This is a genomic window from Paenibacillus sp. J22P165 (assembly GCF_059692015.1).
In genome coordinates this window covers 311,443-337,749 of record NZ_JCAUAP010000010.1, presented here as the reverse complement: position 1 = coordinate 337,749, position 26,307 = coordinate 311,443, and the positions used below count along the sequence as shown (strand labels likewise).

Here is a 26,307-nt window from a genome sequence, read left to right as displayed (position 1 = left end):
CTAGGACGATGGCCAAAAAGGTAAAGGTTTCCGAAATGATGGAACAGCTACATATGGAAGTACTGGCAGGTGAGGGTGGCTTAAAGCGTCCAATTACAACAGGGGACCTCTATCGACCTGGTCTTGAGATGGCTGGATATTTCAACTATCATCCCAAAGAGCGTATTCAAATGCTGGGAAAAACAGAAATTACGTTTATAGAAATGTTGACGACTGGTGTTCGGAGAAATCGGGTTGAGCAGCTTTGTGCTTCTGAGGAAACGCCATGTATTATTGTAACAAGAGGGCTCGATGTTCCCGTTGAGTTGCTTGAAGAGGCGACCAAACGGGACTTGCCGGTGCTTCGAACGCAGCTATCTACGACGATTTTTGCAAGTCGCTTAACAGGGTTTCTCGAAAACAAGCTAGCTCCAAGCACGACTATACACGGTGTACTTGTTGATGTGTACGGTGTAGGTATGTTGATTACCGGAAGCAGTGGAATTGGAAAAAGTGAAACAGCCCTAGAGCTTGTGAAAAGGGGACACAGACTTATTGCGGATGACGCAGTAGAGATCAGGCAAAATGGAGATAAAGTACTGACGGGTAACGCGCCAGAACTTATTCGGCATTTACTTGAAATCCGCGGCGTTGGTATTATCAATGTGATGACGCTGTTCGGCGCGGGCGCGATTCGTAACGTGAAGAAGATCTCGGTCGTGGTTAAATTAGAAAACTGGCAGCAAGAAAAACAATATGATCGTTTAGGCTTAGATGAGGAGCTGACTCGGATTATTGATACCGACTTGCCACTCGTTACGATACCTGTGCGACCAGGTCGAAACTTAGCCGTCATCGTCGAGGTTGCGGCGATGAATTATCGTTTGAAACGTATGGGCTACAACGCGGCTCTGCAGTTTACGAATAAATTGACAGAATCGTTGAATGAGGATTTTGAGGATTTTGATTGACCACAAACTAAGGGAGTGAAACTATGTTAGAAAGTGTTGCGTTCTCCCTCGGACCGATTCATGTCCGGTGGTATGGCATTATTTTAGGTACAGCAGCATTAATAGGTTTAATGTTGGCGATCAGAGAAGGAAAACGATTCAAAATCGTGCCTGACTTCTTCATGGATTTATTGTTAATTGGGGTTCCATCTGCCATTATTGGGGCTAGAATTTACTATGTTGCCTTCCAATGGGATGATTATAAGGATAATTTATGGGAAGTATTCATGATATGGCATGGTGGGATTGCGATTTATGGCGCACTCATCGGTGCTATCATTGGGACCTCGTTCTACATTCGAGCGAAGGGCTATAACTTCTTTCGTATCGCCGATATCCTTGCGCCAGGTCTGATTGTAGGACAAGCGATTGGCCGTTGGGGAAATTTCATGAATCAGGAAGCTCACGGGGGGCCAGTTGAGGAGTCATTCCTGAGAGATAGCCTGCATTTACCTAACTTTATCGTGAATCAAATGAATATTGAGGGTACATTCTACCACCCAGCGTTCCTCTATGAATCGGTTTGGAGCTTTGTAGGGCTGCTGCTCTTGTTATTGATTCGTCGGAGACCGTTCTTGCGGGCAGGGGAGCTATTCCTAGGATATTTCATCTGGTATTCAATCGGACGCTTCTTCATCGAAGGGGTACGTACAGATAGTTTGGATATTACAGGGCCTTCGTGGCTGGCTTCCTTAATGAATACGCTTTGGTCACCTATGAAAATTATATTTGAACCTGGCGTTCTTACTTATGGAGGCAACATCAGATTCTCACAATTGCTGGCGCTTCTGATCGTTATCGCGGCAGTGACGATGATTATCATTAGAAGGAAAAAAGGGTACTCGAATGCGCGTTATTCGGATCCTATTGTGTCGACATTAGCGGTAGATAAAAACAAAGTGATGAAAGAGGAAGAGACAGATAAAGGAGTTAACTATGATTCAAACCGTACTCTTTGATTTAGATGGCACGATTGTAGATACAAATGAGTTGATTGTACAATCGTTTTTGCATAGTTTGGAAGGTGAAACGCCAGAGCCTGTTAGTCGGGAACTGATTATTCCCAATATGGGGCGTCCGCTAGTGGAGCAGATGGAGTTTTTTACAGGTCGTAAAGAAGTTGAAGCGCTCATTACAAAGTATCGTGAGTTTAACTTATCTAAACATGATGAGCTTGTGAAAGAGTTCCCGAACGTACGTACGGTGATGGCGAAGCTTCATGAAAAAGGTATTAAAATCGGCATCGTGACGAGCAAGATTAGACTTACGACGTTGATGGGACTGAAGCTTTGTGGGTTGGATTCTTATATCAGTGTGATTGTGACCGTGGATGATGTTAAGGAGCCGAAGCCAAGTCCTGAGGGCATCTTTGCAGCGTTGAAAGAGTTAGGCAGCAAGGCGGAAGAAGCCATGATGGTAGGCGATAGCCATTATGATATTGAGGCTGCGCAGAATGCAGGAGTTACCTCTGTCGGTGTATCCTGGTCATGGAAAGGGCGCTCCTATCTGGAGCAGTATAACCCTGATCATATTGTTGATGATATGTTTGACCTGTTACCGTTAGTAGGGATCTCGGCGGAAGTGAAGGCTGATTGAGGCAGACAGAGAAGTACCCAGTAGATGGCCCGAACGCGCTATGGCAGATTTACCAGACCGTAAGCAGATGGAAGGCTATGCGGAATTTCATTTTTATTCAAATTACGCGCTATTCCCCGTCCTTGCGTTTGAAAAACTGGATTTATCGTCATGTTCTAGGTATGACCGTTGGTGAGAATTCGGCATTTGCTCTGATGGTGATGGTAGATGTTTTTTTTCCAGAAAGGATTCATATTGGAGGCAATACGATCATTGGCTATAATACGACGATTCTGGCGCATGAGTATCTAACAAAGGAATATCGATTAGGTGATGTAAATATTGGATCCCATGTGATGGTTGGGGCTAACACAACGATTCTGCCGGGTGTAACAATTGGTGATTACGCGATTATCGGCGCTGGCTCTGTTGTTCACAAGGATGTAGCTCCACACAGTTTCGTTGCGGGCAATCCTTTGCAAGTCATTCGATCGGGTAGTGCGTAATAGGCATATAGTGGATTCAACATCTTAGGATGTTGGGTCTTTTTTTTGTGCCAATAATTGTTAGAGTTTCCTTATTTGTTCGAGCAGAATTTCAAAAAAACGACTAATACAAATGACAGATAGGGAATAGTAAAGACGCAGTGAAATTATAGTCAAAGGGAAGGTGTCGCTTAAGTGCAGCAATGGAATCGTAGTAAAAACGTAGATGGGAAAAAAGGTAACTTTGGATGGTCGATAAGAAAGCGTGTAGGTGCAATCGTGTTTGCCCTTATGCTAATTGTAGCCTTGCCAACGACGAGTTTGGCCGTAGGTAAGCCGGCACATGGACCTGATGTATTTGTTATCCAAGGGATGCTGAAATCACTAGGCAGTTATTCTGGTGATATTAACGGTTACTACGATAACGCGACAGTTCAAGGCGTCAAGTATTTTCAAAAAAAGCATGGATTGCCGGTAACCGGCGCAGTTGATAATCGTACGCTCGAGTCAATTACTTATGGTTATCTGAAACTTAAAGGCGTTGGTCAGGGTCAAGGCCGCGGTAAAGGCGGAGGCAAGGGCCAAGGTGGCGGTAATGGCTTTGGCGGAGGTCAAGGCCAAGGTGGAGGTAACGGCGGTGGAGGAGGCCAAGGCCAAGGTGGAGGTAATGGCGGTGGCGGAGGCCAGGGCCAAGGTGGAGGTAACGGCGGTGGCGGAGGCCAAGGCCAAGGTGGAGGTAATGGCGGTGGCGGAGGCCAAGGTCAAGGTGGAGGTAAAGGCGGTGGCGGAGGCCAAGGCCAAGGTGGAGGTAATGGCATTGGCGGAGGCAAAGGTCAAGGCGGCGGTAAAATCGAAGGTGGAGGCAACGGTGGAGGCCAAGGTCAAGGCCCGAGCGCTACGCAAACACCTGGTCCTAATGGTGGACCAAAGCCAGCACCAAACGGTGGACCAAAGCCAGCACCAAACGGTGGATCAACGCCAGCGCCATATGGCAATGGCAACGGAAATGGACAAGCTCCAATGCCAAATGGCAATGGAAATGGCAATGGTCAGTATCAGTCGCCAAATGGAAATGGGAATGGCAATGGTAATGGTAATGGGCTAAATGGAAGTAAAGCGCCGAATGGTGGTCAAATACAGGCACCTAATGGTGAAAAAACGCCGAATGGGCCCGTAGAGGAAGATTAATTCATCGTTATTTTCAAGAAGGCATGCTGCCGTGACAGCATGTCTTTTTTACTTGTTTAGCACAGTTGACGTGGTATGGGTTTATATGCCATTCTTAAAACGGATTTCATAAATAAAAATCATGTCAAATATGTTCTGCAAATTGAGCTGTTCAACATGGCCTAGATGATTGACGCTCTATAGGATACGTGTTAAAATAGCCGTACATTCTTTATTTTGGTAGTATGGTAGCACGTTAACGCACTAAAGTAATTTGAACTAAGATATATGAAGATAACGATTATACTCCTACTTATTGAGGTGAGACGGTGTCTAAGCCAAAAGTATTTGAAAAGCCGTTAGGCGCGAAAGATTATTTGCCTGATGCGGTTACGAAACTAAGAAATATAGAATTCCGTGTATTGGCCTGTATGGGACGCTGGGGATACAACCAGATTATTACACCTACACTTGAATATTACGATACAGTTGGCGTTGCTAGCTCCACAGAAGATAAGAAGCTGTTTAAGCTCCTAGACCGTAAGGGGAAAACACTAGTTCTGCGCTCTGAACTTACAGCTCCTATTGCACGTGTTGCTTCTTCACTTTTAAAGGAACAAGCATTTCCACTCCGTCTTTCCTATCATTCAAATGTTTTCCGTTCGATTGAGGAAGAAGCGGGCAGAGATTCGGAATTTTATCAGACTGGCGTTGAACTGATCGGGGATGTGTCGTCGGAAGCTGATGCAGAAGTTGTGGCGTTAGCGATCGCTTCACTGCAGGCAGCTGGCGTAGAGAAATTTAAAATCGCATTGGGCCATGTTGGCTTTCTGAACGGATTATTCCAAGAAACCCTGGACGGGCGCACAGAGGCTCAGCTTGCTTTGAAGGAGCATCTGCTTAGCCGTGATTACGTTGGGTACCGGGAAGCTATCAAAACGTTATCCCTAGCGCCTGATGTAGAGCGTGAGCTGGACGGCGTGCTAAGGCTGCGTGGCGGTGACGAGATTTGCGAGCAAGCTCGCATGGTTTCTCAACATCCAATCGCTCAGGATGCGATTCGACACCTTTGTGAAGTATGGGACGTTCTGAAGGCATATGGCGTGAGTGAGCATGTTGTGATTGATTTAACGATGATTGGAGATTTCTCCTATTATACAGGTATGACGTTTGAGGGGTATGCAGCTGATTTGGGCTTCCCTGTGTGTAGCGGGGGGCGTTACGACAACTTACTGAGTCAGTTTGGACGTCCAGCACCAGCAACAGGGTTCGCGTTGAAAACAAATCGCATCCTCGAAGTAACAGGTAAGGAGCAGGTGACACAACCGAAGCGTGTGCTCATTGCCTATGATGCGGAGCATCGCGAAGAAGCTTTGCAGCAGGCAAAGAACCTGAGAAGCGATAACAACTTGGAAGCTAGTGTGGTTATCACGCAACTTATTACGCCTACTCAGATCAAAGATCTGGATGAAGCAGGATATGCTGAAGTCATTAAGTTGATAGCGGAATAACCTCTCAGCGAGATGAGGGAAGTTAGAAGGAGGTTGGAACGGTGGATGACATTCTAAAAGTAGCGATGCCGAAAGGCCGTATCTATAAACAAGCAGCAAAGCTGTTTACGAAAGCAGGATTGCCTATTCCTGAGGATTTGGAAGAAGGTCGTCGTTTAATTATCCCTGTGCCAGGTGCGAAAATGGAATTCATTTTGGCCAAACCGGTTGATGTGCCGACCTATGTGGAATACGGTGTAGCTGATATCGGGGTTGTAGGGAAAGATGTTCTAATGGAAGAAAATCGGAATGTTTACGAATTATTGGATCTAGGAATCGCGCGATGCCGCATGTCGGTCATCGGTCTACCGGATTGGAAAGAAGTCATCAACCCGCGTGTTGCGACCAAATATCCGAATGTGGCCTCTCAATATTTCCGTGAAAAGGGACAACAAGTCGAAGTAATCAAGTTGAACGGTTCTATCGAGTTGGCTCCCCTGATTGGACTAGCTGACCGCATCGTAGATATGGTGGAGACCGGACAGACTTTGAAGGAAAATGGGCTTGTTGAGCAAGAAGAGATTTTTCAAATTACGAGCCGCTTAATTGCGAATCGAGTAAGTTACCGGATGAAGAACGATTCCATCCAACGGTTGTGCGATATGCTGCAGGTAGTATTGCCGACAGTGAAGCTATAAATTGAAGCGGGAAGTTCGAAATGCTTGAGTGAGTGCAACAAAAAGTTCTGAAGAACGCAAGATGAGAGAGGATGATGAAGATGCGGATCATGCCCGCCTCCGAATTTCAATTAAACCGCGAGGTCGAATACGGCTCACCGGAGCAAAATGAGTCCGTCCGCCGCATCATCGATGAGGTGCGGCAGGACGGAGATACCGCACTGCGGCGCCTAGCGCAGCAGTTCGACGGTGTTGAAGTCGCTGAGCTTCGCGTCAGCGACGAAGAGATCCAGGCGGCGTACGCGCAAGTCGACGCCGCATTCTTAGCGGCGCTGCGTCAAGCCGCCGCTAACATTCGTGCGTTTCATGAGAAGCAGAAACGCAACTCTTGGATGGACCTGCAGCCGGACGGCAGTCTGCTGGGCCAAATCATCCGACCGCTGAAGCGGGTCGGATTGTACGTGCCCGGAGGGAAGGCGGCATACCCGTCCTCCGTGCTCATGAACGCCATCCCTGCGATCGTCGCAGGGGTGCCAGAGATCGCGATGGTGACGCCACCGTCCACCGCGGGCGAAGAAGGCATTAACCCGCATATTCTCGTGGCAGCAGCCGAAGCGGGTGTGAAAGAGATCTACCGCGTAGGCGGGGCGCAGGCGATTGCCGCGATGGCCTACGGGACAGAGTCGATCGCGCCGGTCGACAAAATCGTCGGCCCGGGCAACATCTACGTCGCGCTGGCGAAGCGCTTCGTGTTCGGCGTCGTCGATATCGACATGATCGCCGGACCAACGGACATAGTCGTGCTCGCTGACGAGCATGCCGATCCTGAGTACGTCGCGGCCGATTTGCTGGCGCAGGCCGAGCATGATGAGATGTCACCGTCGATTCTGGTGACACCTTCACCTGAGCTAGCCGAAGAAGTACGGCTAGCGTTATGGCGGCAGCTGGATGTGCTGCCGAAGAAAGCCATTGCCGCCGTCTCGACGGCGACGAAAGGCGCGATCCTGCTTGTCGACTCACTCGACGAAGGTGTGGACGTGATCAATCGCTTGGCTCCAGAGCACTGTGAGCTGCTCGTGCAGGATCCTTTCACGTGGCTGCCGCGCATTGAAAATGCAGGTGCCATTTTCCTAGGCGCCTACAGCACAGAGCCTGTCGGTGATTATTTCGCCGGTCCTAACCACGTGTTACCGACGAATGGTACAGCACGTTTCTCATCGCCACTGAATGTGGACGATTTCCTCAAAAAATCAAGCGTCATTCACTATAGCAAGGAAGCATTACTCGCGAACGGTGAGATGATCATGACTTTGGCCCGGAATGAAGGGTTGGAAGGTCATGCGCGTGCCGTAGAAATCAGACTTAAAAAGGAAGGGAAGTTGACCTAGATGGCGGAACAGGATCAAGTAAGAACTCGCTCAGCGAGTGTAGCCCGTAGGACGAATGAAACGGACATTAAACTTTCTTTTGACGTAGACGGTACAGGAATTTCGGAACTCCAAACGGATGTTCCTTTTCTGAATCATATGCTCGATTTGTTCACGAAACACGGTATCTTTAACTTGAAAGTGGATGCGAAAGGCGATATCGAAATCGATGATCATCACACCGTAGAAGACATCGGGATTTGTCTAGGCCAGACCCTGCGCGAAGCGCTTGGCGACAAAAGAGGCATCAAACGCTACGCAAGTGTATTCGTTCCGATGGACGAAGCATTGGCACAAGTTGTGATTGATATCAGCAACCGTCCGCATTTTGAGTACCGTGCCGAATACCCGACAGCGAATGTTGGCAGCTTTGAAACACAGCTGGTAAAAGAGTTCCTTTGGAAATTTGCGCTAGAAGCACGTATTACTTTGCATGTTATTGTGCATTACGGTGAAAACACACATCACATGATCGAAGGTGTGTTCAAAGCGTTGGGACGTGCGCTGGATGAAGCAACATCGATTGATCCTCGTGTGCAGGGGGTTCCTTCGACGAAGGGAGTGCTGTAAGAATGATCGCCATTATTGATTATGGAATGGGTAATTTACATAGCGTGAGCAAAGCAGTCGAGCGGCTCGGCTATGAAGCAGTTGTCACCGGAGATCCGGCGCAAATTATGGCGGCAGAAGGCGCGATTCTTCCTGGTGTCGGAGCGTTCGGGGATGCGATGGAGCATCTGCGTGAATCGGGCTTGGATGAGGTTGTTAAGCAGTATGCAGCGTCTGGCAAGCCTATGATCGGCATTTGTTTAGGGATGCAACTATTGTTCTCCAGCAGTGAGGAACATGGACAACATGAGGGGCTAGGGCTTCTGCCAGGTACAGTTGTACGTTTCCGCGGAGACTACAAAGTGCCGCATATGGGCTGGAATCGCCTGAGCTATAAGCAGAGTGAGAGCCCTATTTTCAAAGGGATTGAAGAAGGGCATGTGTATTTCGTACATTCCTACCATGCGAAGCCGGAGCGGGAAAGCGATCTGTTGGCAGTAACGGACTACTATCAACCCGTAACGGCCATTGTAGGTCGTGATAATGTCTACGGCATGCAATTCCACCCTGAAAAAAGCGGCGATATCGGTATGCAGCTGTTGGGTAATTTTTTGACCCTGTGTAAATAAGGTGAAATAGTCTCAAGGAGGTGCTGAGCATGTTAGCCAAAAGAATTATCCCTTGTCTCGATGTCAAGGATGGCCGAGTGGTGAAGGGCGTAAATTTCGTGAATTTACGTGATGCTGGTGATCCGGTTGAGCTTGCGGCGATTTATGATAGGGAAGGCGCGGATGAGCTCGTGTTTCTCGATATTTCGGCTTCGGTCGAAGGGCGGGCAACGATGGTTGAGGTCGTTCGTCAAACAGCAGGCGAGATTACAATTCCGTTCACGGTAGGCGGTGGAATCTCAAGCGTCGAGGACATGAAACGTCTTCTTCGTGCAGGTGCGGACAAAATCGGGATTAACACGGCAGCGGTTCTTAATCCTCAGCTTGTTTCGGATGGTGCGCGGAAGTTTGGTTCCCAGTGTATCGTGGTGGCGATTGATGCGAAGTTCAACTCGGAGTGGGGCGAGTGGGAAGTGTACACCCATGGTGGACGCAAACCAACCGGTATCCGAACTTTGGAATGGGCTAAGCGCGTTGAAGAGCTAGGTGCAGGAGAAATTTTGTTAACGAGTATGGATGCTGACGGAACGAAGGATGGTTTCGATTTGAAGCTGACACGTGCGGTATCCGAGCTGCTGACGATTCCCGTGATTGCTTCTGGCGGAGCGGGAAAAGCCGAGCATTTCTACGAAGTATTCACCGAAGGTAAGGCTGATGCGGGGCTGGCGGCAACGATTTTTCACTATAAAGAATTAACGATAGACGGGGTCAAAGCTGACCTGAAAGGTAAAGGGGTTGAAATTCGATGACATTTTCAGTAGATCAAATTAAATATGACGCGCAGGGGCTAGTACCTGCCATCGTGCAAGATGCGGTAAGTAAAGAAGTTCTTATGCTGGCTTACATGAACAGCGAGTCCTTGCAACGCACGATTCAAACGGGGGACACTTGGTTCTGGAGCCGTTCACGTAATGAGCTTTGGAATAAAGGGGCAACTTCGGGTCATACGCAAAAGGTAAAAGCACTTCGCTACGACTGCGATGCGGATACGCTGCTTGTACTAGTTGAGCAAGTGGGACCTGCTTGTCACAACGGGACCTACACATGCTTCACAGCGAACATTGCAGTGGAAGGTGTTTCCGAAGAAGCTGCACCAGCTGCTGGTGGCGACCGTTTCGCTATTTTAGCTGAACTTGAAGCTGTGATTGCTTCCCGTGACGCGGAGCGTCCTGAGGGTGCGTATACGACCTACCTTTTCGAAAAAGGCGTCGATAAAATCCTCAAAAAAGTAGGCGAAGAAACGGCAGAAGTCATTATTGCAGCTAAAAATAAAGACAATGAAGAGCTGCGTTATGAAGCGAGCGATCTTATTTTTCACTTAATGGTCCTTTTACGTAATAATAAATTGCCATTGGATGATATTATGAAAGAGCTGGCTAATCGTCACGTCAAAAAATAAAGTAAACGACCTGGAGTGAATTCACGATGTTGATTGATTATCATACACATCATGTGCGCTGCGGTCATGCCTCTGGGGAACTGGAGGAATACGTCAAACGCGGCATCGAGATCGGGCTTACCCAGTTGGGGCTTTCTGATCATATGCCGCTTTTGCATGTCGACCCGCAGACGTATTGGCCAGAAATGGCGATGCCGAAGGAGGAGCTTCCCCGCTATGTGGAAGAATGCCTTCTTCTCAAAGAGAAATACAAAGATCAGATCGATATCCGTGTGGGTTTGGAAGGCGATTATGTGGAAGGCTACGAGACGGAAATTGCCGCCATCATTAACGCGTACCCTTGGGATTATGTGATCGGATCGGTTCATTTTCTCGGTGAGTGGGATATTTCCGATTTTAGACAGCTCGCGGGTTGGGAAGGTAAGGATATTTTTGAAGTTTATACCCAATACTACGAGGCAGTGAAGAAAGCAGTCCGAACCGGACTGTATGACTATATCGGTCATATCGATATGATCAAACGATTTGGTTATGTGCCGGATCGCGATACGTGGGAGCTGGAGAAGGCTGCTTTAGATACTGTGAAGGAATACGGAATGGCGATTGAATTGAATGCTTCCGGCCTGCGTCATCCGTGTAAAGAGATGTTCCCGAGCCGTCGTATGCTGGAATACTGCCATAAGGTGGGAATTCCCGTGACCCTCGGATCTGATGCGCACCAGCCGGAACGGTTGTCTCAGTATTTGGATGAGGCTAGAGAGCTATTAAAAACGATTGGATTTAACGAAATAGCCACATTTTCTGCTCGAAAACGACAACTTGTGACTTTTTAATTTCGACACGTATCATGTATAATGAGTAGGACTGTATAATCTATTTAATGAACCTTCGGAGGTAACCATTAACCATGCATAGCGACAATGTTAAAATTTTTTCCGGATCTTCGAATCCGAAGCTTGCGGAAAGTATTTGTAAAGAGCTCGGCCAGCCGCTAGGACAAATCAAATTATCACGTTTCAAAAGCGGAGAAATTTATTGCCTTTACGAAGAAACGATTCGTAACTGCGACGTGTTTCTGGTACAAACCTTCTCCCATCCGATTAATGAGCATATGATGGAGCTTTTGGTCATGATGGATGCGGCGAAAAGAGCATCTGCAAAAACGATCAACCTTGTCATCCCATACTATGGTTACTCTCGTCAAGAACGTAAAGCAGCTCCGCGTGAGCCGATTTCAGCTAAATTAGTTGCTGACTTGTTCGCGTCAGCAGGCGCAACTCGTGTTGTTACGATTGATCTCCATGCGCCAGCGATTCAAGGTTTCTTCAATATCCCTGTGGATCACCTGACAGCACTTGATCTTATTAGTGATTGCATTAAAAAGAAAAATTTACCGAATCCAATTATCGTTTCTCCGGATGCGGGACGTGCGACAACAGCTGAGAAAATGGCTAACATTCTCGATGCGCCTTTCGCAATGATGATTAAGAAACGCCCTGAGCATAATGAATCTGTGATTACGCACGTGATCGGGGATGTTGCAGGACGTACACCGATTATTATCGAGGATTTGATCGATACGGGTACTACGATCGTTAACGTTGTGGAAAGCTTAAAAGAGCGCGGTGCGCTGGATGTTTACATCTGTGCAACACACCCAGTCTTCTCTGGCCCAGCGTTGCAACGTTTGGATCACCCAAGCATTAAAGAAGTAATTATTACGGATTCGATCGCGATTCCAGAGGGCCATTCAAGTAAGTTTAATGTACTTTCCGTGGCGCCATTGTTGTCCGATGCAGTTCGTATTATTACTGACGGTGGGTCCCTATCCTCCCTATTCAAATACGGCGGCGTATAGGTCCAAATCTTACCTTCGGATAATGTTTTTGGCTTCTTAGCGATCTATGGTATAATTTGAGTGTAATCAAATTGCCGGAGGTGTCTTGCTATGGAAAAGAAAAAGCGCATATCCGAAGCGCCAAAACCAAAAGTTATCTCAATTAACATGGATGCCGCATTCTTTTTCGAGAGAGCGGTTCAATCTTTGGATCGGTTTCATTATGATAAGGCATTGAAATATTTCCGGCGGGCGGCAGAGTATGAGCAGGATAATCCTGTGAATCACTGCAATCTCGCAGGAGTTCTCTCCGAAGTGGGCAATTATGACGAGTCGAACCAAATTTTGCAGCATATCCTTGAAACCATCGATCCCGAGATGACAGAATGTCACTTTTATATGGCGAACAACTATGCCAACATGGAAAACTTCGAGCAGGCAGAACAGGCATTGGTTCGGTATTTGGAGAATGACCCCACGGGGCAATTCATGGACGAATCCGAAGAAATGATGGAAATGCTGAGCTACGAGCTTGATCGTCCCGCCCCTCTCACTAGCATCAAGAGTCGAGAAGGGCTGTTCGAGCATGATAAGGCCCGTGCGTTGCTGGAGGAAGGTAAGTTCGCAGAAGCGGTAAGGCAGTTGGAGAAATTAGTGAAGAAGCAACCTGATTTCACCGCAGCCCGCAACAATTTAGCGCTGGCTTATTATTATATGGGCCAGTTCGAGAAAGCAATGGAAACGATCCGCGAAGTGCTGGTTATCGATCCTGGTAACCTCCATGCACTTTGTAATATGGCGATTTTCCATCAGCATTTCGGCAACAAGAAGGAACTTGCAGAGCTTACCGAGCTGTTAGGTAAGACGTTTCCGTTCCAACAGGAGCATGTGTTCAAGCTGGCAACGACGATGGGGATTCTTGCTCAACATGAGAAAGCGTACCATCTGTTCAAACGTCTGCTGAAGGCTGGGGACGGTGGCACAGATCCTTGCTTGTATCATTATGCGGCTGTTGCTGCGTGCCATATCGGTCGTTTCTCTGAAGCGTACCGCTTATGGAAGCAGGTTCAGAAGCTGGATCCAGGTGCTGAAATCTCGAAGTTCTACTTAGAGCAGCTACGGATAAGAGAGAAGTCAGCGCTTCCGCTGACTTGGAGCTATCACTATCATCTGCCGTTCGAAGAGCAGTTCCGTGCACTTGAGAAATCAACGCAAGGCATTCCCGATCAACTGAAGAAAGACCCGCTTGTGCGGTCATCGTTCTTCTGGGCGTTGCGTCATGGCGATGTAGAGACGAAGCTTCAAGTCATTCAAGCCTTTGGTTTGATTGCGGACAATGAAGTGAGAGACGCTCTTCAGGATTTCATTCTAGATCACAAAGAGGATGATTATTTGAAGAAGGTTGCCATCTTCGTTCTACGAAGTATGGGCATTCGTGAGTCCCTTCCTGCCTATCTCGAGAATAAGGACATCATGGTAGAGGCTTCTCCGTACTCGCCTCATCTTCCCGTATGGGATGCAAGTTGGCAGCGAGTGATGGAAACGGCGCTATCGCATATGCACAAGCGTTACGATATGGTTCAGCAGTATGACTTAGAAATTCTGTGGGTTGAATTTCTAACGAAGATGTACCCGAATGTGCCTAAGATTCTTAAATCGGAGGGCTGGGCGGCAGCGTTAGAATATTTGATTGCCAAAATGCATCGCCGTACGATTTCCTATCAGGAAGTGGCTACACGTTATGGCGTCACGGTTTCCACGGTGAGTCGGCATGTGAAGCTTATTGACGATACCTGTGGTTTACGTGAAAAAATGGATGCGATTTTTAACAAGTTTACAAGTCTTTGATCGCCGAGCTTGATCCATTATGAAAGTTTCGGCTTTCATACATATAGATGAATGGATTGTTAAACTAAAGATAGCTTTCCTCAGGAAAGCACCTAGGAGGGAAATCATATGTACAAATCAGTCGTAGTAGGAACAGGACCATCCGGTCTAACAGCAGCTATTTACCTAGCGCGTGCGAACCTTAGCCCGCTTGTTATTGAAGGACCAGAACCAGGCGGTCAATTGACAACAACTACAGAAGTTGAGAACTTCCCAGGATTTCCCGAAGGGATTATGGGACCTGAATTAATGGAAAACATGCGCAAGCAGGCTGAACGCTTTGGCGCTGAATTTAAAACAGGTTGGGTTAACTCTGTTGAATTGACGAACCGCCCTTTCAAACTGCAAGTTGAGGGTCTAGGTGAAATCGAAACGGAAACACTGATTATTTCCACAGGGGCATCCGCAAGATTGCTTGGAATTACGAATGAGAAAGAGAACATCGGGCGCGGTGTAAGTACATGTGCAACGTGTGATGGCTTCTTCTTCCGTGGTAAAAAGATTATCGTCGTTGGCGGCGGTGACTCTGCTATGGAAGAGGCAAACTTCTTGACTCGTTTCGCTTCAGAAGTGCGATTGGTTCATCGCCGCGATGAGCTTCGTGCCTCCAAAATCATGCAAGACCGCGCTCGTGGTAACGAGAAAGTGAAGTGGTCGCTGAATAACACGCCGTTAGAAGTTGTAGCGGGTGACAAAGGCGTTACTGGTCTTAAAGTGAAAAACAACCAAACAGGTGAAGATGAAATCCTTGAAACAGACGGTATCTTTGTAGCCATCGGTCATACGCCGAATACGAAGTTCCTCGGTGGACAAATCGACACAGATGAGCATGGTTACATCGTCGTGAAACCAGGTACGACAGAGACGAATATCCCAGGCGTATTCGCTTGTGGTGACGTGCAAGATACGAAGTATCGCCAGGCTATTACAGCTGCTGGAAGCGGATGTGCTGCAGCACTGGAAGCTGAGAAGTTCCTTGAAGGCAACAGCGTACACGACTGGAGTATTTCTCTGTAAGTCGTTATGGCAATTCAGTTAACGTGGAGGGCTACGCTTTCCACGTTTTCTCTTTTAATAGGGTGTGGATGAATCTTGACCTCCCGGCAGTGTTGTCTTATAGTGGGAACAGGAGCAAATGCCCGAAAATTTTATGATTATTCATGAGGTGACCTTGTAATGTCCAATCAAATTTATATCGGTGTAGATCTAGGCGGCACGAATATTAAAGTAGGTATTTGTGATGAGCAAGGTAAGCTTCTTAAGACGTTAGAGGGTCCAACTTCACCAGAACTAGGTGCAGAGTCAGTCCTTGAACGTATTGCGCAGTATGTACGTCAAATTGTCGAAGAGTCTGAGTTTTCGTGGGAGCAAGTAGCAGGAATTGGTGCAGGTTTAGCTGGATTTATGGATATTCCAGAAGGCTTCGTGAAGTTCTCTCCGAATCTGCAGTGGCATAACGTACCGGCGAAGAAGACGCTTGAAGCACTTCTGGGTAAACAAGTTAAAATTGATAACGATGCGAACGTTGCTGCTCTTGGAGAAGCTTGGGCTGGCGCAGGTACGGGCATTCCGAACGTAGTGTGCTATACACTTGGAACGGGTGTTGGCGGCGGTATCATTATTAACGGTAAAATTTATCAAGGTTCTGCTGGCATGGCTGGCGAGCTTGGTCATATGTCCATCGTACCTGACATTGAAGCGATTCAGTGCGGATGCGGACAAATGGGTTGTCTTGAAACGGTTTCTTCTGCAACAGGCATTGTTCGTATGGCTAAGGAAGCGGTGGAACGCGGTGAGCGTACATCATTAGCTCTTCACGAGAAAATTGAAGCTAAGCATGTGTTTGATGATGCTAAAAGCGGAGATGAAGTGGCTTTGCGCATCGTGAATCGTGCAGCTTATTATATTGGGCGTTCCATGGCGGCGTTAGCTGTTGTGATTAATCCTAAGCGCTTTATTATTGGCGGTGGCGTGTCGAAGGCTGGAGAAATTCTATTCCAACCTATTCGTGAAACATTCCTTAAATTTACACCAGAAGCAGCTGCTGAAGGCGTTGAGATCGTTGCTGCGACACTTGGCAATGACGCAGGCGTTGTTGGAGCTGCAGGGTTGAACTTGCGCTAGAAGGCTAGACCGGGTTCGTAGATGAACAGGACAGAGCTGGTCTGCGAAAGCCCCCCAAAGGAAGGTGTCATTCATGGAAGAAAACCACCCTTTAGCGAAACTGGTCATCATTACTGGAATGTCGGGTGCCGGCAAGACGATTGCTGTTCAAAGTATGGAGGATCTAGGATTCTTCTGCGTTGATAACTTACCTCCCGTCTTAATTCCGAAGTTTGCTGAATTAATCGTGCAATCGATGGGTAAAATCGGCAAAGTAGCTTTGGTTATTGATCTGCGCGGACGTGAATTTTTCACTGCGCTCCAAGAGTCTTTGCGTTATATCCAAGAGAATTACACGCTTAGCTATGAAATCCTATTCCTGGACGCGACCGATGGGACACTTGTTCAGCGGTACAAAGAAAGTCGACGCCGCCATCCTTTGGCGCCAGATGGGGCGCCCCTTGAGGGAATAGGTCTTGAACGTAAGCTGCTCGAAGAACTCAAAGGTCTGGCTACGCAGGTCATTGACACTAGCAGTTTGAAGCCGGTGCAGCTGAAGGAAAGAATCATTTCCAGGTTCACCAATCTAGAAGCTAATCGCATATCTATAAATGTTATCTCATTCGGTTTCAAGTACGGTGTCCCTATTGACGCTGATCTCATCTTTGATGTGCGTTTCTTGCCCAATCCTCACTATGTGGAGCAACTGCGACCACAAACGGGTCAAGATCCAGATGTCTACGACTATGTGATGAAGTGGTCGGAGACACAAGAATTCCTGACGAAGCTGCTGGATATGCTGAATTTCTTAATGCCTCAGTATAAGAAAGAAGGCAAGAGTCAGGTTGTTGTGGGTATTGGCTGCACAGGAGGCAAACATAGATCAGTTGCAATTACGGAATATCTAGGTAAAGTCATGGGGAACAGTGAAACTGAAACCGTGCGTCTAAGTCATCGCGATTCCGAGCGGGACCGTTTATAGACGGCTATGTGACCCCGTTAGAAAGTATAAGTTTCCGATTACGAAAACTGCTTTCTAATTGGCGATAAAACCTTCCTATTACAGCGGTCGCTCAGCTTTGAACGACTTCGATAGAGGTTTTCTCATTAAGAGGGTGAAAGAAGTATGGAGCTTGGTCAATTACAACGTAAACCCAGAATAGTCGTTATTGGCGGTGGAACAGGGCTCTCTGTTATGCTGAGAGGACTGAAGGAAAAGCCGGTTGATATCACTGCTATCGTGACCGTTGCAGACGATGGAGGAAGTTCGGGTATCTTGCGAAGTGAACTGCAGATGCCGCCTCCGGGAGATATTCGAAATGTGCTAACATCACTAGCGGATGTCGAGCCTTTATTGTCTTTGATGTTGCAATATCGATTTCAGAATGGTACAGGTTTAGCCGGACATAGTCTGGGAAATCTAATACTAGCGGCATTGACAGATATTACAGGTGATTTTGTTACCGCTGTGCAAGAAATGAATCGCGTATTTGCTGTTCGTGGAAGAGTCCTTCCGGCGTCGAATCAAGCGATCGTGTTGAAGGCCATTATGGAGGACGGGACTTTAGTTGTTGGGGAGTCCAAAATACCGAAGGCTAATGGACGAATCAAGAAAGTATTCATTGAGCCGGCGGGTGTAACACCACTCACCGATGCGATCCAAGCTATACGCGAGGCGGATGCTATCTTGTGCGGTCCTGGCAGTTTATATACAAGTTTGCTGCCGAATCTGCTTGTTCCAGGGATTGCGAAGGAGATCGAGGCTTCGAATGCTGTGAAATTGTTCATATGTAATGTCATGACACAGCCTGGCGAAACCGATGATTATTCCGTTAGCGATCATCTGGATGCGATTTATGATCACTTAGGTCAGCATTTGTTCGATTATGTGATTGTGAATAATGGTGAGATTCCACCGCAGGTGCAAGCCAAATATGCGGAAAAAGGTTCAAAAGCGGTTCATTTAGATTTGGATGAAGTGACGAAAAGAGGATATCGGGTAATTGCCGATCGATTGGTCTTATTCCGTACTTATCTTCGTCATGATGCAGAGAAATTGAGTGACCATATCTATCAGCTCGTCGAAAGCTGGCTGTTAAGGAAGAAGTGAGTCCCTTGTCCTTTGCGGCAACAACCAAAAAAGAATTAACTTTAATCAATGATTCGGAGCCTTGTTGTGAAAAAGCGGAACTATCCGCGCTCATTCGCATGAATGGGGCTGTTCAGTTAACGAGTCAGCGTGTTGTCTTGGATGTATCCACGGAGAACGCAGCGATAGCTCGGCGGATTTACTCGCTGATCAAGAAGACGTATAATACACACACGGAGCTACTTGTGCGTAAGAAAATGCGTCTTAAGAAGAATAATGTGTACATTGTTAGGGTTCCTGGTCAAGTACAAGAACTTCTCAGCGATTTGAAGATTGTCTCTGAGGGATTTATCTTTACGACGGGGATTAACAAAGACATTATTCGCGGCAATTGCTGTAAGCGTGCTTATCTTCGGGGAGCTTTCATGGCTGGCGGTTCTGTTAATAATCCGGAGGGATCTTCCTATCATTTGGAAATCGCTTCGATTTATGAAGAACACTGTAAAGCATTAACACAGCTTGCGAACAAGTTCGATTTGAACGCCCGTTTCATTGAACGCAAGAAAGGGTTCGTGCTGTACATCAAGGAAGGCGAGAAAATTATCGAGTTTCTCAACATCATTGGGGCTCATCAGGCGTTGTTGCGTTTCGAAGATGTCCGTATTATGAAGGACATGAGAAATTCCGTTAATCGCATCGTGAACTGCGAGACGGCGAACTTGAACAAAACGATTGGGGCCGCTGTTAGGCAAATCGAGAATATTCGCTTGTTGCAACGTGAGATTGGTCTAGATAGCTTACCTGAGAAGTTGAGAGAGGTCGCGGAGATTAGACTTGCGCATCCTGACTTGAATTTGAAGGAAGTTGGCGACATGCTTTCGGGCAGTGTTAGCAAGTCAGGTGTGAATCATCGCCTGCGGAAAATAGACGAATTAGCCGAAAAACACCGAAATTCGTAGATAAGACGGGGCTGTACATCGCTTGTATAAGTTTTTCGCATTTTTTCTAGTGTACTTGAAGGAAAAATGCTATAATATTAAAACATAAGGTAAACGCTGTTATTAATAGTAATCCATATAAGCTCCACACTAGGGGGAATTAGTTCCATGTCCAGACGTCCAGTCGTTGTGAAGTTGAGAACAGGACTTCATGCCAGACCTGCGGCATTGTTTGTTCAAGAGGCGAATAAGTTTTCATCGGAGATCTTTGTTGAGAAAGATGAGAAGAAAGTGAATGCGAAAAGCATCATGGGAATTATGAGTCTTGCGATCAGCACAGGGACCGAAGTCTTCATAAGTGCAGAAGGTTCGGATGCAGAGCAGGCTGTAAACGCTTTAGTCACATTAGTCAGTAAGGAAGAGTTGGAAAACCAATAATTCTTTAAAAGCCTACCTTTCGAGGGGGCTTTTTTGCACTTTATTGAAGCGAATCATGATCATTCTAAAAGTGTCAAATTTGTTAACATTTAGTGGTATGTGGCAACCTTTTTCATTTGGCTACGTCTAATAAACGTGGTCGTGATGGATAAGGCTATTTGTATTTCTAAGCCGCCGCCTATCCTAAGCTTGAAAGAAGGAGCCGAAGTGAAATGAACGTAGTTAAGAAAGAAATGATTGCTCTACTTGCCGTACTCGTATTTCTAGTAAGCACAATTACAGCACCAGCTGCTCACGCAGTATCAACAAGCTCGTCCTTTATTTTACTTTATATCGATAAAGCAGAAGCGTTTGTGAATCAGGAACAGATTCATCTCGAGTCTCCATCAACGATTATTGATGGGAGTACCTTCGTTCCGGCCAAATTCTTGGGTGATACGTTAGGATTTAAAGTGGAATGGAACGAATTGTCCCGTACGATTCAAATGGCTCCACCAGGCTACAACATTGTTCTAGATTCCGATCACAAGACGGTGACAACGAATGGGGTCGACATTCCGTTTAACTCTGTAGCTGCCATTGTGAATGGTAAGTTGCTTGTGAAGCTGACATGGTTAGCCGATTACATGGGTGCAAAGTACACGTATAACAACGAACTAAGACGTGTAGAAATCGTGCATTTTAAAGCGCCTGAGGGCATCTACATCGATCAAGATAGCAATTCTCGCCCAGTTGCCAAGTTTGCCACTGCGAAGCCTACATACAGGCTTGGTGAGCCTGTTAAGTATTTGGATTTGAGTTATGATCCAGATGCGGAAGGTATCGTATCTTTCGATTGGACAGGGAAGCAAGAAGCATTCTTCAAAGCTGGCCAATATCCAGTAACCTTAACGGTGAAAGATGGTCATGGACATGTAAGTAAATTGTTCAAAAGCTATGTAACCGTAGTGAATGAACCGTATTTATCTGAAGTCGAGTACCCGATATACATGAAGCCAGTTGGCGGGTTCATCAAAACGAACTGGGCAACCATTTGGAATCATTTTAATGAATTGCCAATGCTTCCGAAGGACGTGAAAGAAATGCAAGGGCGCACGCTGCTTGTCAGCGACAGTCCGGAAGAGTTCACATCCAGCGGTATTTTGTATCAAGACAATATCAATGGTAAAGCACGTTTATACGCGGACCATATCAACGGTACGAAAAACAAGATGACAATGGCAATCTTCGCTACAAACAATACCGATAAACCGGTTACGATCAAAACGACGAATAAAGGTGAGGTTTATCCTTCCGTTTATGCGAACTTGATCGGCAGCGAAGCTTCGGTTGATTTCCTTCTAAACAATGTGTACACGGATGAAATGACGGTTCTGCCAGGGGCAAGCTATGTGTATGCGAAATTGCCTGACTTCTATCCTGGGCAAGGTGTGAATTTGTTCTATGATGTCGAGACGAACGGCGTGCTACAAATGTCCTTTATCGCAACGGATAAAATGCTGACGCCAACGACAGTGAAGGAGTTACCTTTACTCGCTTTTAACGGGCATGTTCGCGGGACTTTCCCGGTTTCTGAGATTCAATGGAAAATTGATGCCTCCAGCTTTACGAAACCTTCCGTACTCACGATCGGCGATAATAAGACCGACCCGTTCGTCAAGGGTTATGATGTGGTGCGTAAGCAAGAGGTGGAGAATGGCGGGAATTACGGTGTGGTCTATAAGATCCATGCGGATAAGCCGCGCAAAATGGCAGTGATGATCATGGCTAGAGGCGGCGTGTTCAAAGGACCGTTCAAAATTAACGGTGAGATCATTCCTGTACCGTACTCCGGTGTTATTACCGCGTTCGATGGCTTGGAAGTATTAGCACGCACGACAGGGACGGAAGAGGCACTGGATATTGAGTTTACACCTCCAGCAGGCTCCGCGTTCCCGATTGATTTAATTTTCTACCCACTCGAAGATCTGAAATAAGACAAACAAAAAACCAGCCGATCTTCAGCGCTCAGGGCGAGCGTGAGGATCAAGCTGGTTTTTTTCATGTATAAAATTAGACGCGTTCGATGACTTTATCGATGAGACCGTATTCGGCTGCTTCTTTAGCACTCATGAAGTTATCACGGTCTGTATCCTTCTCGATGCGCTCGAACGTTTGTCCTGTACGCTCTGCAAGGATTGTGTTCAGGTTGTCTCTCATTTTCAAAATGCGCTTCGCGCGAATTTCGATATCAGAGGCTTGACCTTCTGCACCGCCAAGTGGTTGGTGAATCATGACTTCGCTGTTCGGAAGCGCGTAACGCTTGCCTTTGGCACCAGCAGTGAGCAAGAAAGCACCCATCGAAGCGGCCATACCAACACAGATCGTGGATACGTCTGGTTTGATGAACTGCATCGTGTCGAAGATCGCCATACCGGCTGTGATGGAGCCGCCTGGGCTGTTAATGTAAAGCGAGATATCTTTATCAGGATCTTGTGCGGCCAAGAAGAGCAACTGAGCAATGATGGAATTCGCCACAACATCGTTGACACCCGTGCCTAAGAATATAATGCGGTCCTTCAGCAAGCGAGAGTAGATGTCATATCCTCTTTCACCGCGCGCGTCCTGTTCGACGACCATAGGAATAAAACTCATGAGAATGACCTCCTTGGGGTTGGGTTACCTACTATTGGGTACATACTATTTACAGTATCTACAAGTATGATAACGAAAAAACCTCCGAAGGTCAAGAAAGGTCAAACTAAACACAAAAAAAATCAGCTAAGGGCTGATTTGGGGTACTTCCTATCTAATTATTACTGGACGCGCCCGAAAGGAATCGAACCTTTATCTCAGGCTTCGGAGGCCTACGTCATATCCATTGGACCACGGGCGCATAGTTTAGAAATAGTGAAGCAAGGGTTATTATAAGTCAGCTTTCTAGAAAAAGCAAGATGGTAAGCCCTTACAGGCCCATTTGGAGAAAAATGTTTGAACAAATGTTGAATGTTGCGCAGGAAATGGTTATAATAAGAACTGTAATCGAGAAACAATATAAGAAATGCGCAAGGAACTTTTTTTTCACCCGGGTGGGACGCAAAATGTATACCCGGGACATAAAACGTCCAACAATGGATCAGGAGCGTTCAAAGTCGTCCTATGAGAGAGATTCTAGACATACAGAAACAGCTCATGCCTGATCTTATGGACATCATGAAGAAGCGGTACTCGATTCTGCAGCACATCTTAGTATCCGGCGTTGTCGGAAGAAGGACCCTAGCGTCCTCACTCGACATGACGGAGCGCGTGCTCCGCGGTGAAGTTGATTTCCTGAAGGAGCTTGGGCTTCTGGAGTCGGACGCAAGCGGAATGAAGATCAGCGAGTCTGGTCGTCAGTTGCTGGAAGATATGCAGCCGATCATCAAGATGGCGTTTGGTCTGACAGATTTAGAAGACAGCATCGCCAAAGCCTTTCACATCTCACATGTGATTATCGTCCCAGGGGATTCCGATACTTCGGTGTTTACGAAGAAGGAGCTTGGACGAGCGGGTGCGGCCGCTCTACGCAAATACGTTGCCAAAGATGATATCATCGCGGTGACGGGTGGATCGACCATGGCGCAGATTGCGAATAACTTGGCGATATCTTCTTCGATGAAGGGCAGCTGGTTCGTCCCTGCACGCGGTGGGCTTGGTGAAAGTGTGGATATGCAAGCTAACACGATTGCTTCCATCATGGCTAAGAAAACTGGCGGGAAATACCGATTGCTGCATGTGCCCGATCATCTTGGAGAAGAGGCATATCAATCGCTGATTCAAGATCCACAGATTCAGGAAGTTGTTGACGCAGTGCGCAGTTGTCGCATTGTTGTACATGGTATCGGAGATGCTATGGTCATGGCACGCCGCCGTAAGGTGGATGCTGGGACTACGAGTAGTCTGAAAGCCGATGGGGCGCTTGCTGAGGCGCTTGGCTATTATTTTGACCGTCAAGGGAATGTGGTTCATAAGATGCCGACAGTCGGATTACGGCTTGAGGATCTGCAACGGGTGGAAGTGGTCATTGGTGTCGCTGGCGGGAAGAGCAAAGGTGAAGCCATTGCTTCTGTGCTCAGACATGGGCAGGAAGATGTGCTAGTAACGGATGAAGCAGCGGCTTTGGAAATTATGAAGCATGTAGAATGAAGAAGTTTGACATCATAACGTGTGCCCTTATCGGCTTACGTTTTGAAATATATATATCATGCATGTAAACCTAGGAGGAACTGACTATGACAACAAAAGTAGGTATTAACGGTTTTGGACGTATTGGTCGTAACGTATTCCGCGCAGCATTGAACAACCCAGATGTACAAATCGTGGCAGTAAACGATTTGACAGACGTTAAAACATTGGCTCACTTGCTTAAATATGACACTACTCACGGTAAACTAGACGCTACAGTTGAAGCTGGTGAAGGTGAATTGATCGTTAACGGTCGTTCCATCAAAGTTTTTGCTGAGCGTAACCCTGGGGATCTGCCATGGGCATCTGTAGGCGCTGAAATCGTAATCGAATCCACTGGTATTTTCACAGCGAAAGAAAAAGCAGAACTTCACTTGAAAGGTGGAGCTAAGAAAGTTATCATTTCCGCTCCAGCTTCTGACGAAGATATCACAATCGTACTTGGTGTTAACGAAGACAAATACGATCCAGCTGCACACACAATCATCTCCAACGCTTCTTGTACAACAAACTGTCTAGCTCCTTTCGCGAAAGTTATCAACGATAGCTTCGGAATCGTAAAAGGTATGATGACAACTGTTCACTCTTACACAAATGACCAATCCGTTCTAGACGTTCCACATAAAGACCTTCGTCGTGCTCGTGCAGCAGCTGAGAACATCATTCCTTCCAGCACTGGCGCAGCTAAAGCAATCGGTCTAGTTCTTCCTGAGCTTAAAGGCAAATTGAACGGTATGGCTATGCGTGTTCCTACACCTAACGTATCCGTAACTGATTTGGTTGTTGAACTTAAAGTTAACGTAACTGTTGACGAAGTAAACGCAGCTTTGAAACAAGCTTCCGAAGGCCCGCTTAAAGGCATTCTTAACTACACAGAAGATGCACTTGTATCCAGCGACTTCAACGGTGACCCAGCTTCTTCCACAATCGACGCTTTGTCCACAATGGTAGTTGGCGACAACATGTTGAAAGTTGTTTCCTGGTACGATAACGAGTGGGGTTACTCCAACCGCGTTGTTGACTTGGTAGCTTTCATCGCGAAAAAAGGTCTGTAATTTCATAATCATCACATACAAAACCACATGAAGGGGAGAAGCGATTCTCCTCTTTATGTGCGATTTACACATAGAAAAAGTTAGATCCGGAAGATAACCATACACGCTCAGGAGGCTTTTACGATGAATAAGAAAAGTGTTCGCGATGTTGAAGTAGCTGGTAAAAGAGTATTTGTTCGCGTTGATTTCAACGTGCCTGTAGAGAACGGACAAATCACTGACGATACACGCATTAGAGAAACGCTTCCTACGATTAAATTCTTAGTAGAAAAAGGCGCTAAAGTTATTCTTGCTGCTCACTTTGGTCGTCCAAACGGTCAAGTGGTGGAAGAGCTTCGTTTAACACCAGTTGCTGCGAAATTGGCTGAGCTTCTTGGTCAAAACGTGATCAAAGCGGATCAATCCGTTGGTGAAATCGTGAAAGCACAAGTCGATGCGCTTGAAAATGGCGACGTTCTATTGCTTGAAAACGTTCGTTTCAACGAAGGCGAAGAGAAGAACGATCCAGAACTAGCAAAAGCTTTCGCTGACCTAGCTGATCTGTTCGTGAATGATGCTTTCGGTGCTGCTCACCGTGCACATGCTTCAACTTCAGGTATCGCAGCGTACATTCCAGCGGTTTCCGGTCTTTTGATGGAAAAAGAGCTTGATGTTCTTGGTAAAGCGTTAAACAACCCTGAGCGTCCGTTCACTGCGATCGTTGGTGGATCCAAAGTTAAGGACAAAATTGCTGTTATCGAAAACCTTTTGAACATTGCAGATAACGTCTTGATTGGTGGCGGTCTGTCCTATACATTCTTGAAAGCACAAGGCTATGAAATCGGTAAATCGCTTTTGGATAACTCCAAACTTGATCTAGCACTTAGCTTTATTGCAAAAGCCAAAGAAAAAGGTGTTAACTTCTTACTTCCTGTAGATATCGTTGTTACGGATAAATTCAGCGCAGATGCGAACACGCAAATCGTTGATATTGACAGCATTCCTGCAGATTGGGAAGGTATTGATATCGGACCGAAAACACGTGAGCTTTATGCAGACGTAATCGCGAAATCCAAACTAGTTGTTTGGAATGGACCGATGGGCGTATTCGAAATCGAGCCTTTCTCCCATGGTACGCTTGCAGTAGCACAAGCTTGTGCAACATCTGAGGGTTACACAGTTATCGGTGGTGGAGATTCCGCTGCAGCAACTGAGAAATTCCACTTGGCTGAGCAAATGAACCATATGTCCACAGGCGGCGGCGCTTCCTTGGAGTTTATGGAAGGTAAAGCATTGCCGGGCGTAGTAGCACTTAACGATAAATAGAAATTATTTTCCCATAAAAGGAGCCT

At 46.7% G+C, this 26,307-nt stretch carries 26 protein-coding genes and 1 tRNA gene; 25 read left to right on the top strand and 2 right to left on the bottom strand.

The genetic code is table 11. From position 1 onward, the window contains the following. The first annotated feature begins 8 nt into the window (after positions 1-8). The 22 genes from hprK (at position 9) to AC58QM_RS25940 (ending at position 21,694) form a co-directional block, all read left to right on the top strand. Entirely contained in the window at positions 9-950 is a 942-nt protein-coding gene (hprK, locus tag AC58QM_RS26045; RefSeq protein WP_497287727.1) for an HPr(Ser) kinase/phosphatase, read from the top strand. 23 nt (positions 951-973) lie between these two features. After that, positions 974-1,948, top strand: a complete 975-nt coding sequence (gene lgt, locus AC58QM_RS26040) for a prolipoprotein diacylglyceryl transferase (RefSeq protein ID WP_497287726.1) — start codon at positions 974-976, stop codon at positions 1,946-1,948. Next, positions 1,926-2,585 (top strand): pyrophosphatase PpaX, encoded by a 660-nt coding sequence (gene ppaX, locus AC58QM_RS26035; RefSeq protein ID WP_497287725.1) that lies wholly within the window; start codon positions 1,926-1,928, stop codon positions 2,583-2,585. The genes lgt and ppaX overlap by 23 nt, the downstream gene beginning before the upstream one ends. After that, complete coding sequence (locus AC58QM_RS26030; protein WP_497287724.1) at positions 2,582-3,070, top strand: acyltransferase; 489 nt, start codon at positions 2,582-2,584, stop codon at positions 3,068-3,070. Before ppaX ends, AC58QM_RS26030 begins: the two co-directional genes overlap by 4 nt. 174 nt (positions 3,071-3,244) lie before the next feature. Continuing rightward, positions 3,245-4,237, top strand: a complete 993-nt coding sequence (locus tag AC58QM_RS26025) for a peptidoglycan-binding domain-containing protein (RefSeq protein WP_497287723.1) — start codon at positions 3,245-3,247, stop codon at positions 4,235-4,237. Positions 4,238-4,545: 308 nt separating this feature from the next. Continuing rightward, positions 4,546-5,727 carry an ATP phosphoribosyltransferase regulatory subunit gene (locus AC58QM_RS26020; protein WP_497287722.1) on the top strand — a complete coding sequence of 394 codons (1,182 nt, stop codon included), beginning with the start codon at positions 4,546-4,548 and terminating at the stop codon, positions 5,725-5,727. Positions 5,728-5,768: 41 nt separating this feature from the next. Beyond that, on the top strand, positions 5,769-6,404 hold the full coding sequence (hisG, locus tag AC58QM_RS26015; RefSeq protein WP_497287721.1) for an ATP phosphoribosyltransferase: 636 nt from the start codon (positions 5,769-5,771) through the stop codon (positions 6,402-6,404). Between the two features lie 80 nt (positions 6,405-6,484). Further along, on the top strand, positions 6,485-7,771 hold the full coding sequence (hisD, locus tag AC58QM_RS26010; protein ID WP_497287740.1) for a histidinol dehydrogenase: 1,287 nt from the start codon (positions 6,485-6,487) through the stop codon (positions 7,769-7,771). Then, positions 7,772-8,380, top strand: a complete 609-nt coding sequence (gene hisB, locus AC58QM_RS26005; protein WP_056611294.1) for an imidazoleglycerol-phosphate dehydratase HisB — start codon at positions 7,772-7,774, stop codon at positions 8,378-8,380. A 2-nt stretch (positions 8,381-8,382) separates the two neighbouring features. Next, a complete protein-coding gene (gene hisH / locus AC58QM_RS26000) occupies positions 8,383-8,988 on the top strand; it encodes an imidazole glycerol phosphate synthase subunit HisH (RefSeq protein WP_497287720.1) in 606 nt (201 codons plus the stop codon). Between the two features lie 29 nt (positions 8,989-9,017). Beyond that, the gene (gene hisF / locus AC58QM_RS25995) at positions 9,018-9,776 is read left to right on the top strand and encodes an imidazole glycerol phosphate synthase subunit HisF (protein WP_497287719.1); all 759 of its coding nucleotides are present in this window, start codon (positions 9,018-9,020) and stop codon (positions 9,774-9,776) included. Next, positions 9,773-10,426, top strand: a complete 654-nt coding sequence (gene hisIE, locus AC58QM_RS25990) for a bifunctional phosphoribosyl-AMP cyclohydrolase/phosphoribosyl-ATP diphosphatase HisIE (RefSeq protein ID WP_497287718.1) — start codon at positions 9,773-9,775, stop codon at positions 10,424-10,426. The genes hisF and hisIE overlap by 4 nt, the downstream gene beginning before the upstream one ends. Before the next feature lie 26 nt (positions 10,427-10,452). Then, positions 10,453-11,259 carry a histidinol-phosphatase HisJ gene (hisJ, locus tag AC58QM_RS25985; RefSeq protein WP_497287717.1) on the top strand — a complete coding sequence of 269 codons (807 nt, stop codon included), beginning with the start codon at positions 10,453-10,455 and terminating at the stop codon, positions 11,257-11,259. Positions 11,260-11,333: 74 nt separating this feature from the next. Then, positions 11,334-12,284 (top strand): ribose-phosphate diphosphokinase, encoded by a 951-nt coding sequence (locus AC58QM_RS25980; RefSeq protein ID WP_310502426.1) that lies wholly within the window; start codon positions 11,334-11,336, stop codon positions 12,282-12,284. Between the two features lie 90 nt (positions 12,285-12,374). Then, a complete protein-coding gene (locus AC58QM_RS25975; RefSeq protein ID WP_497287716.1) occupies positions 12,375-14,111 on the top strand; it encodes a tetratricopeptide repeat protein in 1,737 nt (578 codons plus the stop codon). 108 nt (positions 14,112-14,219) lie between these two features. Next, positions 14,220-15,167, top strand: coding sequence for a thioredoxin-disulfide reductase (gene trxB, locus AC58QM_RS25970; protein ID WP_056611271.1), 948 nt, complete (start codon positions 14,220-14,222; stop codon positions 15,165-15,167). Positions 15,168-15,326: 159 nt separating this feature from the next. Beyond that, positions 15,327-16,274, top strand: coding sequence for an ROK family glucokinase (locus AC58QM_RS25965; protein WP_497287715.1), 948 nt, complete (start codon positions 15,327-15,329; stop codon positions 16,272-16,274). A gap of 73 nt (positions 16,275-16,347) precedes the next feature. Then, positions 16,348-17,235 carry an RNase adapter RapZ gene (rapZ, locus tag AC58QM_RS25960; RefSeq protein ID WP_057310218.1) on the top strand — a complete coding sequence of 296 codons (888 nt, stop codon included), beginning with the start codon at positions 16,348-16,350 and terminating at the stop codon, positions 17,233-17,235. Positions 17,236-17,379: 144 nt separating this feature from the next. Then, the gene (locus tag AC58QM_RS25955) at positions 17,380-18,363 is read left to right on the top strand and encodes a gluconeogenesis factor YvcK family protein (RefSeq protein WP_497287714.1); all 984 of its coding nucleotides are present in this window, start codon (positions 17,380-17,382) and stop codon (positions 18,361-18,363) included. 5 nt (positions 18,364-18,368) lie between these two features. After that, positions 18,369-19,301 carry a DNA-binding protein WhiA gene (gene whiA / locus AC58QM_RS25950; RefSeq protein ID WP_310502448.1) on the top strand — a complete coding sequence of 311 codons (933 nt, stop codon included), beginning with the start codon at positions 18,369-18,371 and terminating at the stop codon, positions 19,299-19,301. Between the two features lie 147 nt (positions 19,302-19,448). Next, complete coding sequence (locus AC58QM_RS25945; RefSeq protein WP_028555561.1) at positions 19,449-19,718, top strand: HPr family phosphocarrier protein; 270 nt, start codon at positions 19,449-19,451, stop codon at positions 19,716-19,718. Between the two features lie 212 nt (positions 19,719-19,930). Next, entirely contained in the window at positions 19,931-21,694 is a 1,764-nt protein-coding gene (locus AC58QM_RS25940; protein WP_497287713.1) for a stalk domain-containing protein, read from the top strand. 76 nt (positions 21,695-21,770) lie between these two features. On the opposite strand, the gene clpP is transcribed toward AC58QM_RS25940, so the two are convergent. Together clpP and AC58QM_RS25930 are read right to left on the bottom strand one after the other, a co-directional pair. After that, a complete protein-coding gene (clpP, locus tag AC58QM_RS25935; protein ID WP_028555559.1) occupies positions 21,771-22,352 on the bottom strand; it encodes an ATP-dependent Clp endopeptidase proteolytic subunit ClpP in 582 nt (193 codons plus the stop codon). 169 nt (positions 22,353-22,521) lie between these two features. Continuing rightward, positions 22,522-22,593: transfer RNA gene (locus AC58QM_RS25930), tRNA-Arg, on the bottom strand. A 263-nt stretch (positions 22,594-22,856) separates the two neighbouring features. Between AC58QM_RS25930 and AC58QM_RS25925 the strand changes: the two genes are divergently transcribed. The 3 genes from AC58QM_RS25925 to AC58QM_RS25915 all read left to right on the top strand — a co-directional run bounded on the left by AC58QM_RS25925 (position 22,857) and on the right by AC58QM_RS25915 (position 26,281). Continuing rightward, positions 22,857-23,882, top strand: coding sequence for a sugar-binding transcriptional regulator (locus AC58QM_RS25925; RefSeq protein WP_497287712.1), 1,026 nt, complete (start codon positions 22,857-22,859; stop codon positions 23,880-23,882). An 86-nt stretch (positions 23,883-23,968) separates the two neighbouring features. Further along, positions 23,969-24,976, top strand: coding sequence for a type I glyceraldehyde-3-phosphate dehydrogenase (gene gap / locus AC58QM_RS25920; RefSeq protein ID WP_056611251.1), 1,008 nt, complete (start codon positions 23,969-23,971; stop codon positions 24,974-24,976). Positions 24,977-25,099: 123 nt separating this feature from the next. Beyond that, positions 25,100-26,281 carry a phosphoglycerate kinase gene (locus tag AC58QM_RS25915; RefSeq protein ID WP_497287711.1) on the top strand — a complete coding sequence of 394 codons (1,182 nt, stop codon included), beginning with the start codon at positions 25,100-25,102 and terminating at the stop codon, positions 26,279-26,281. Positions 26,282-26,307 lie beyond the last annotated feature (26 nt).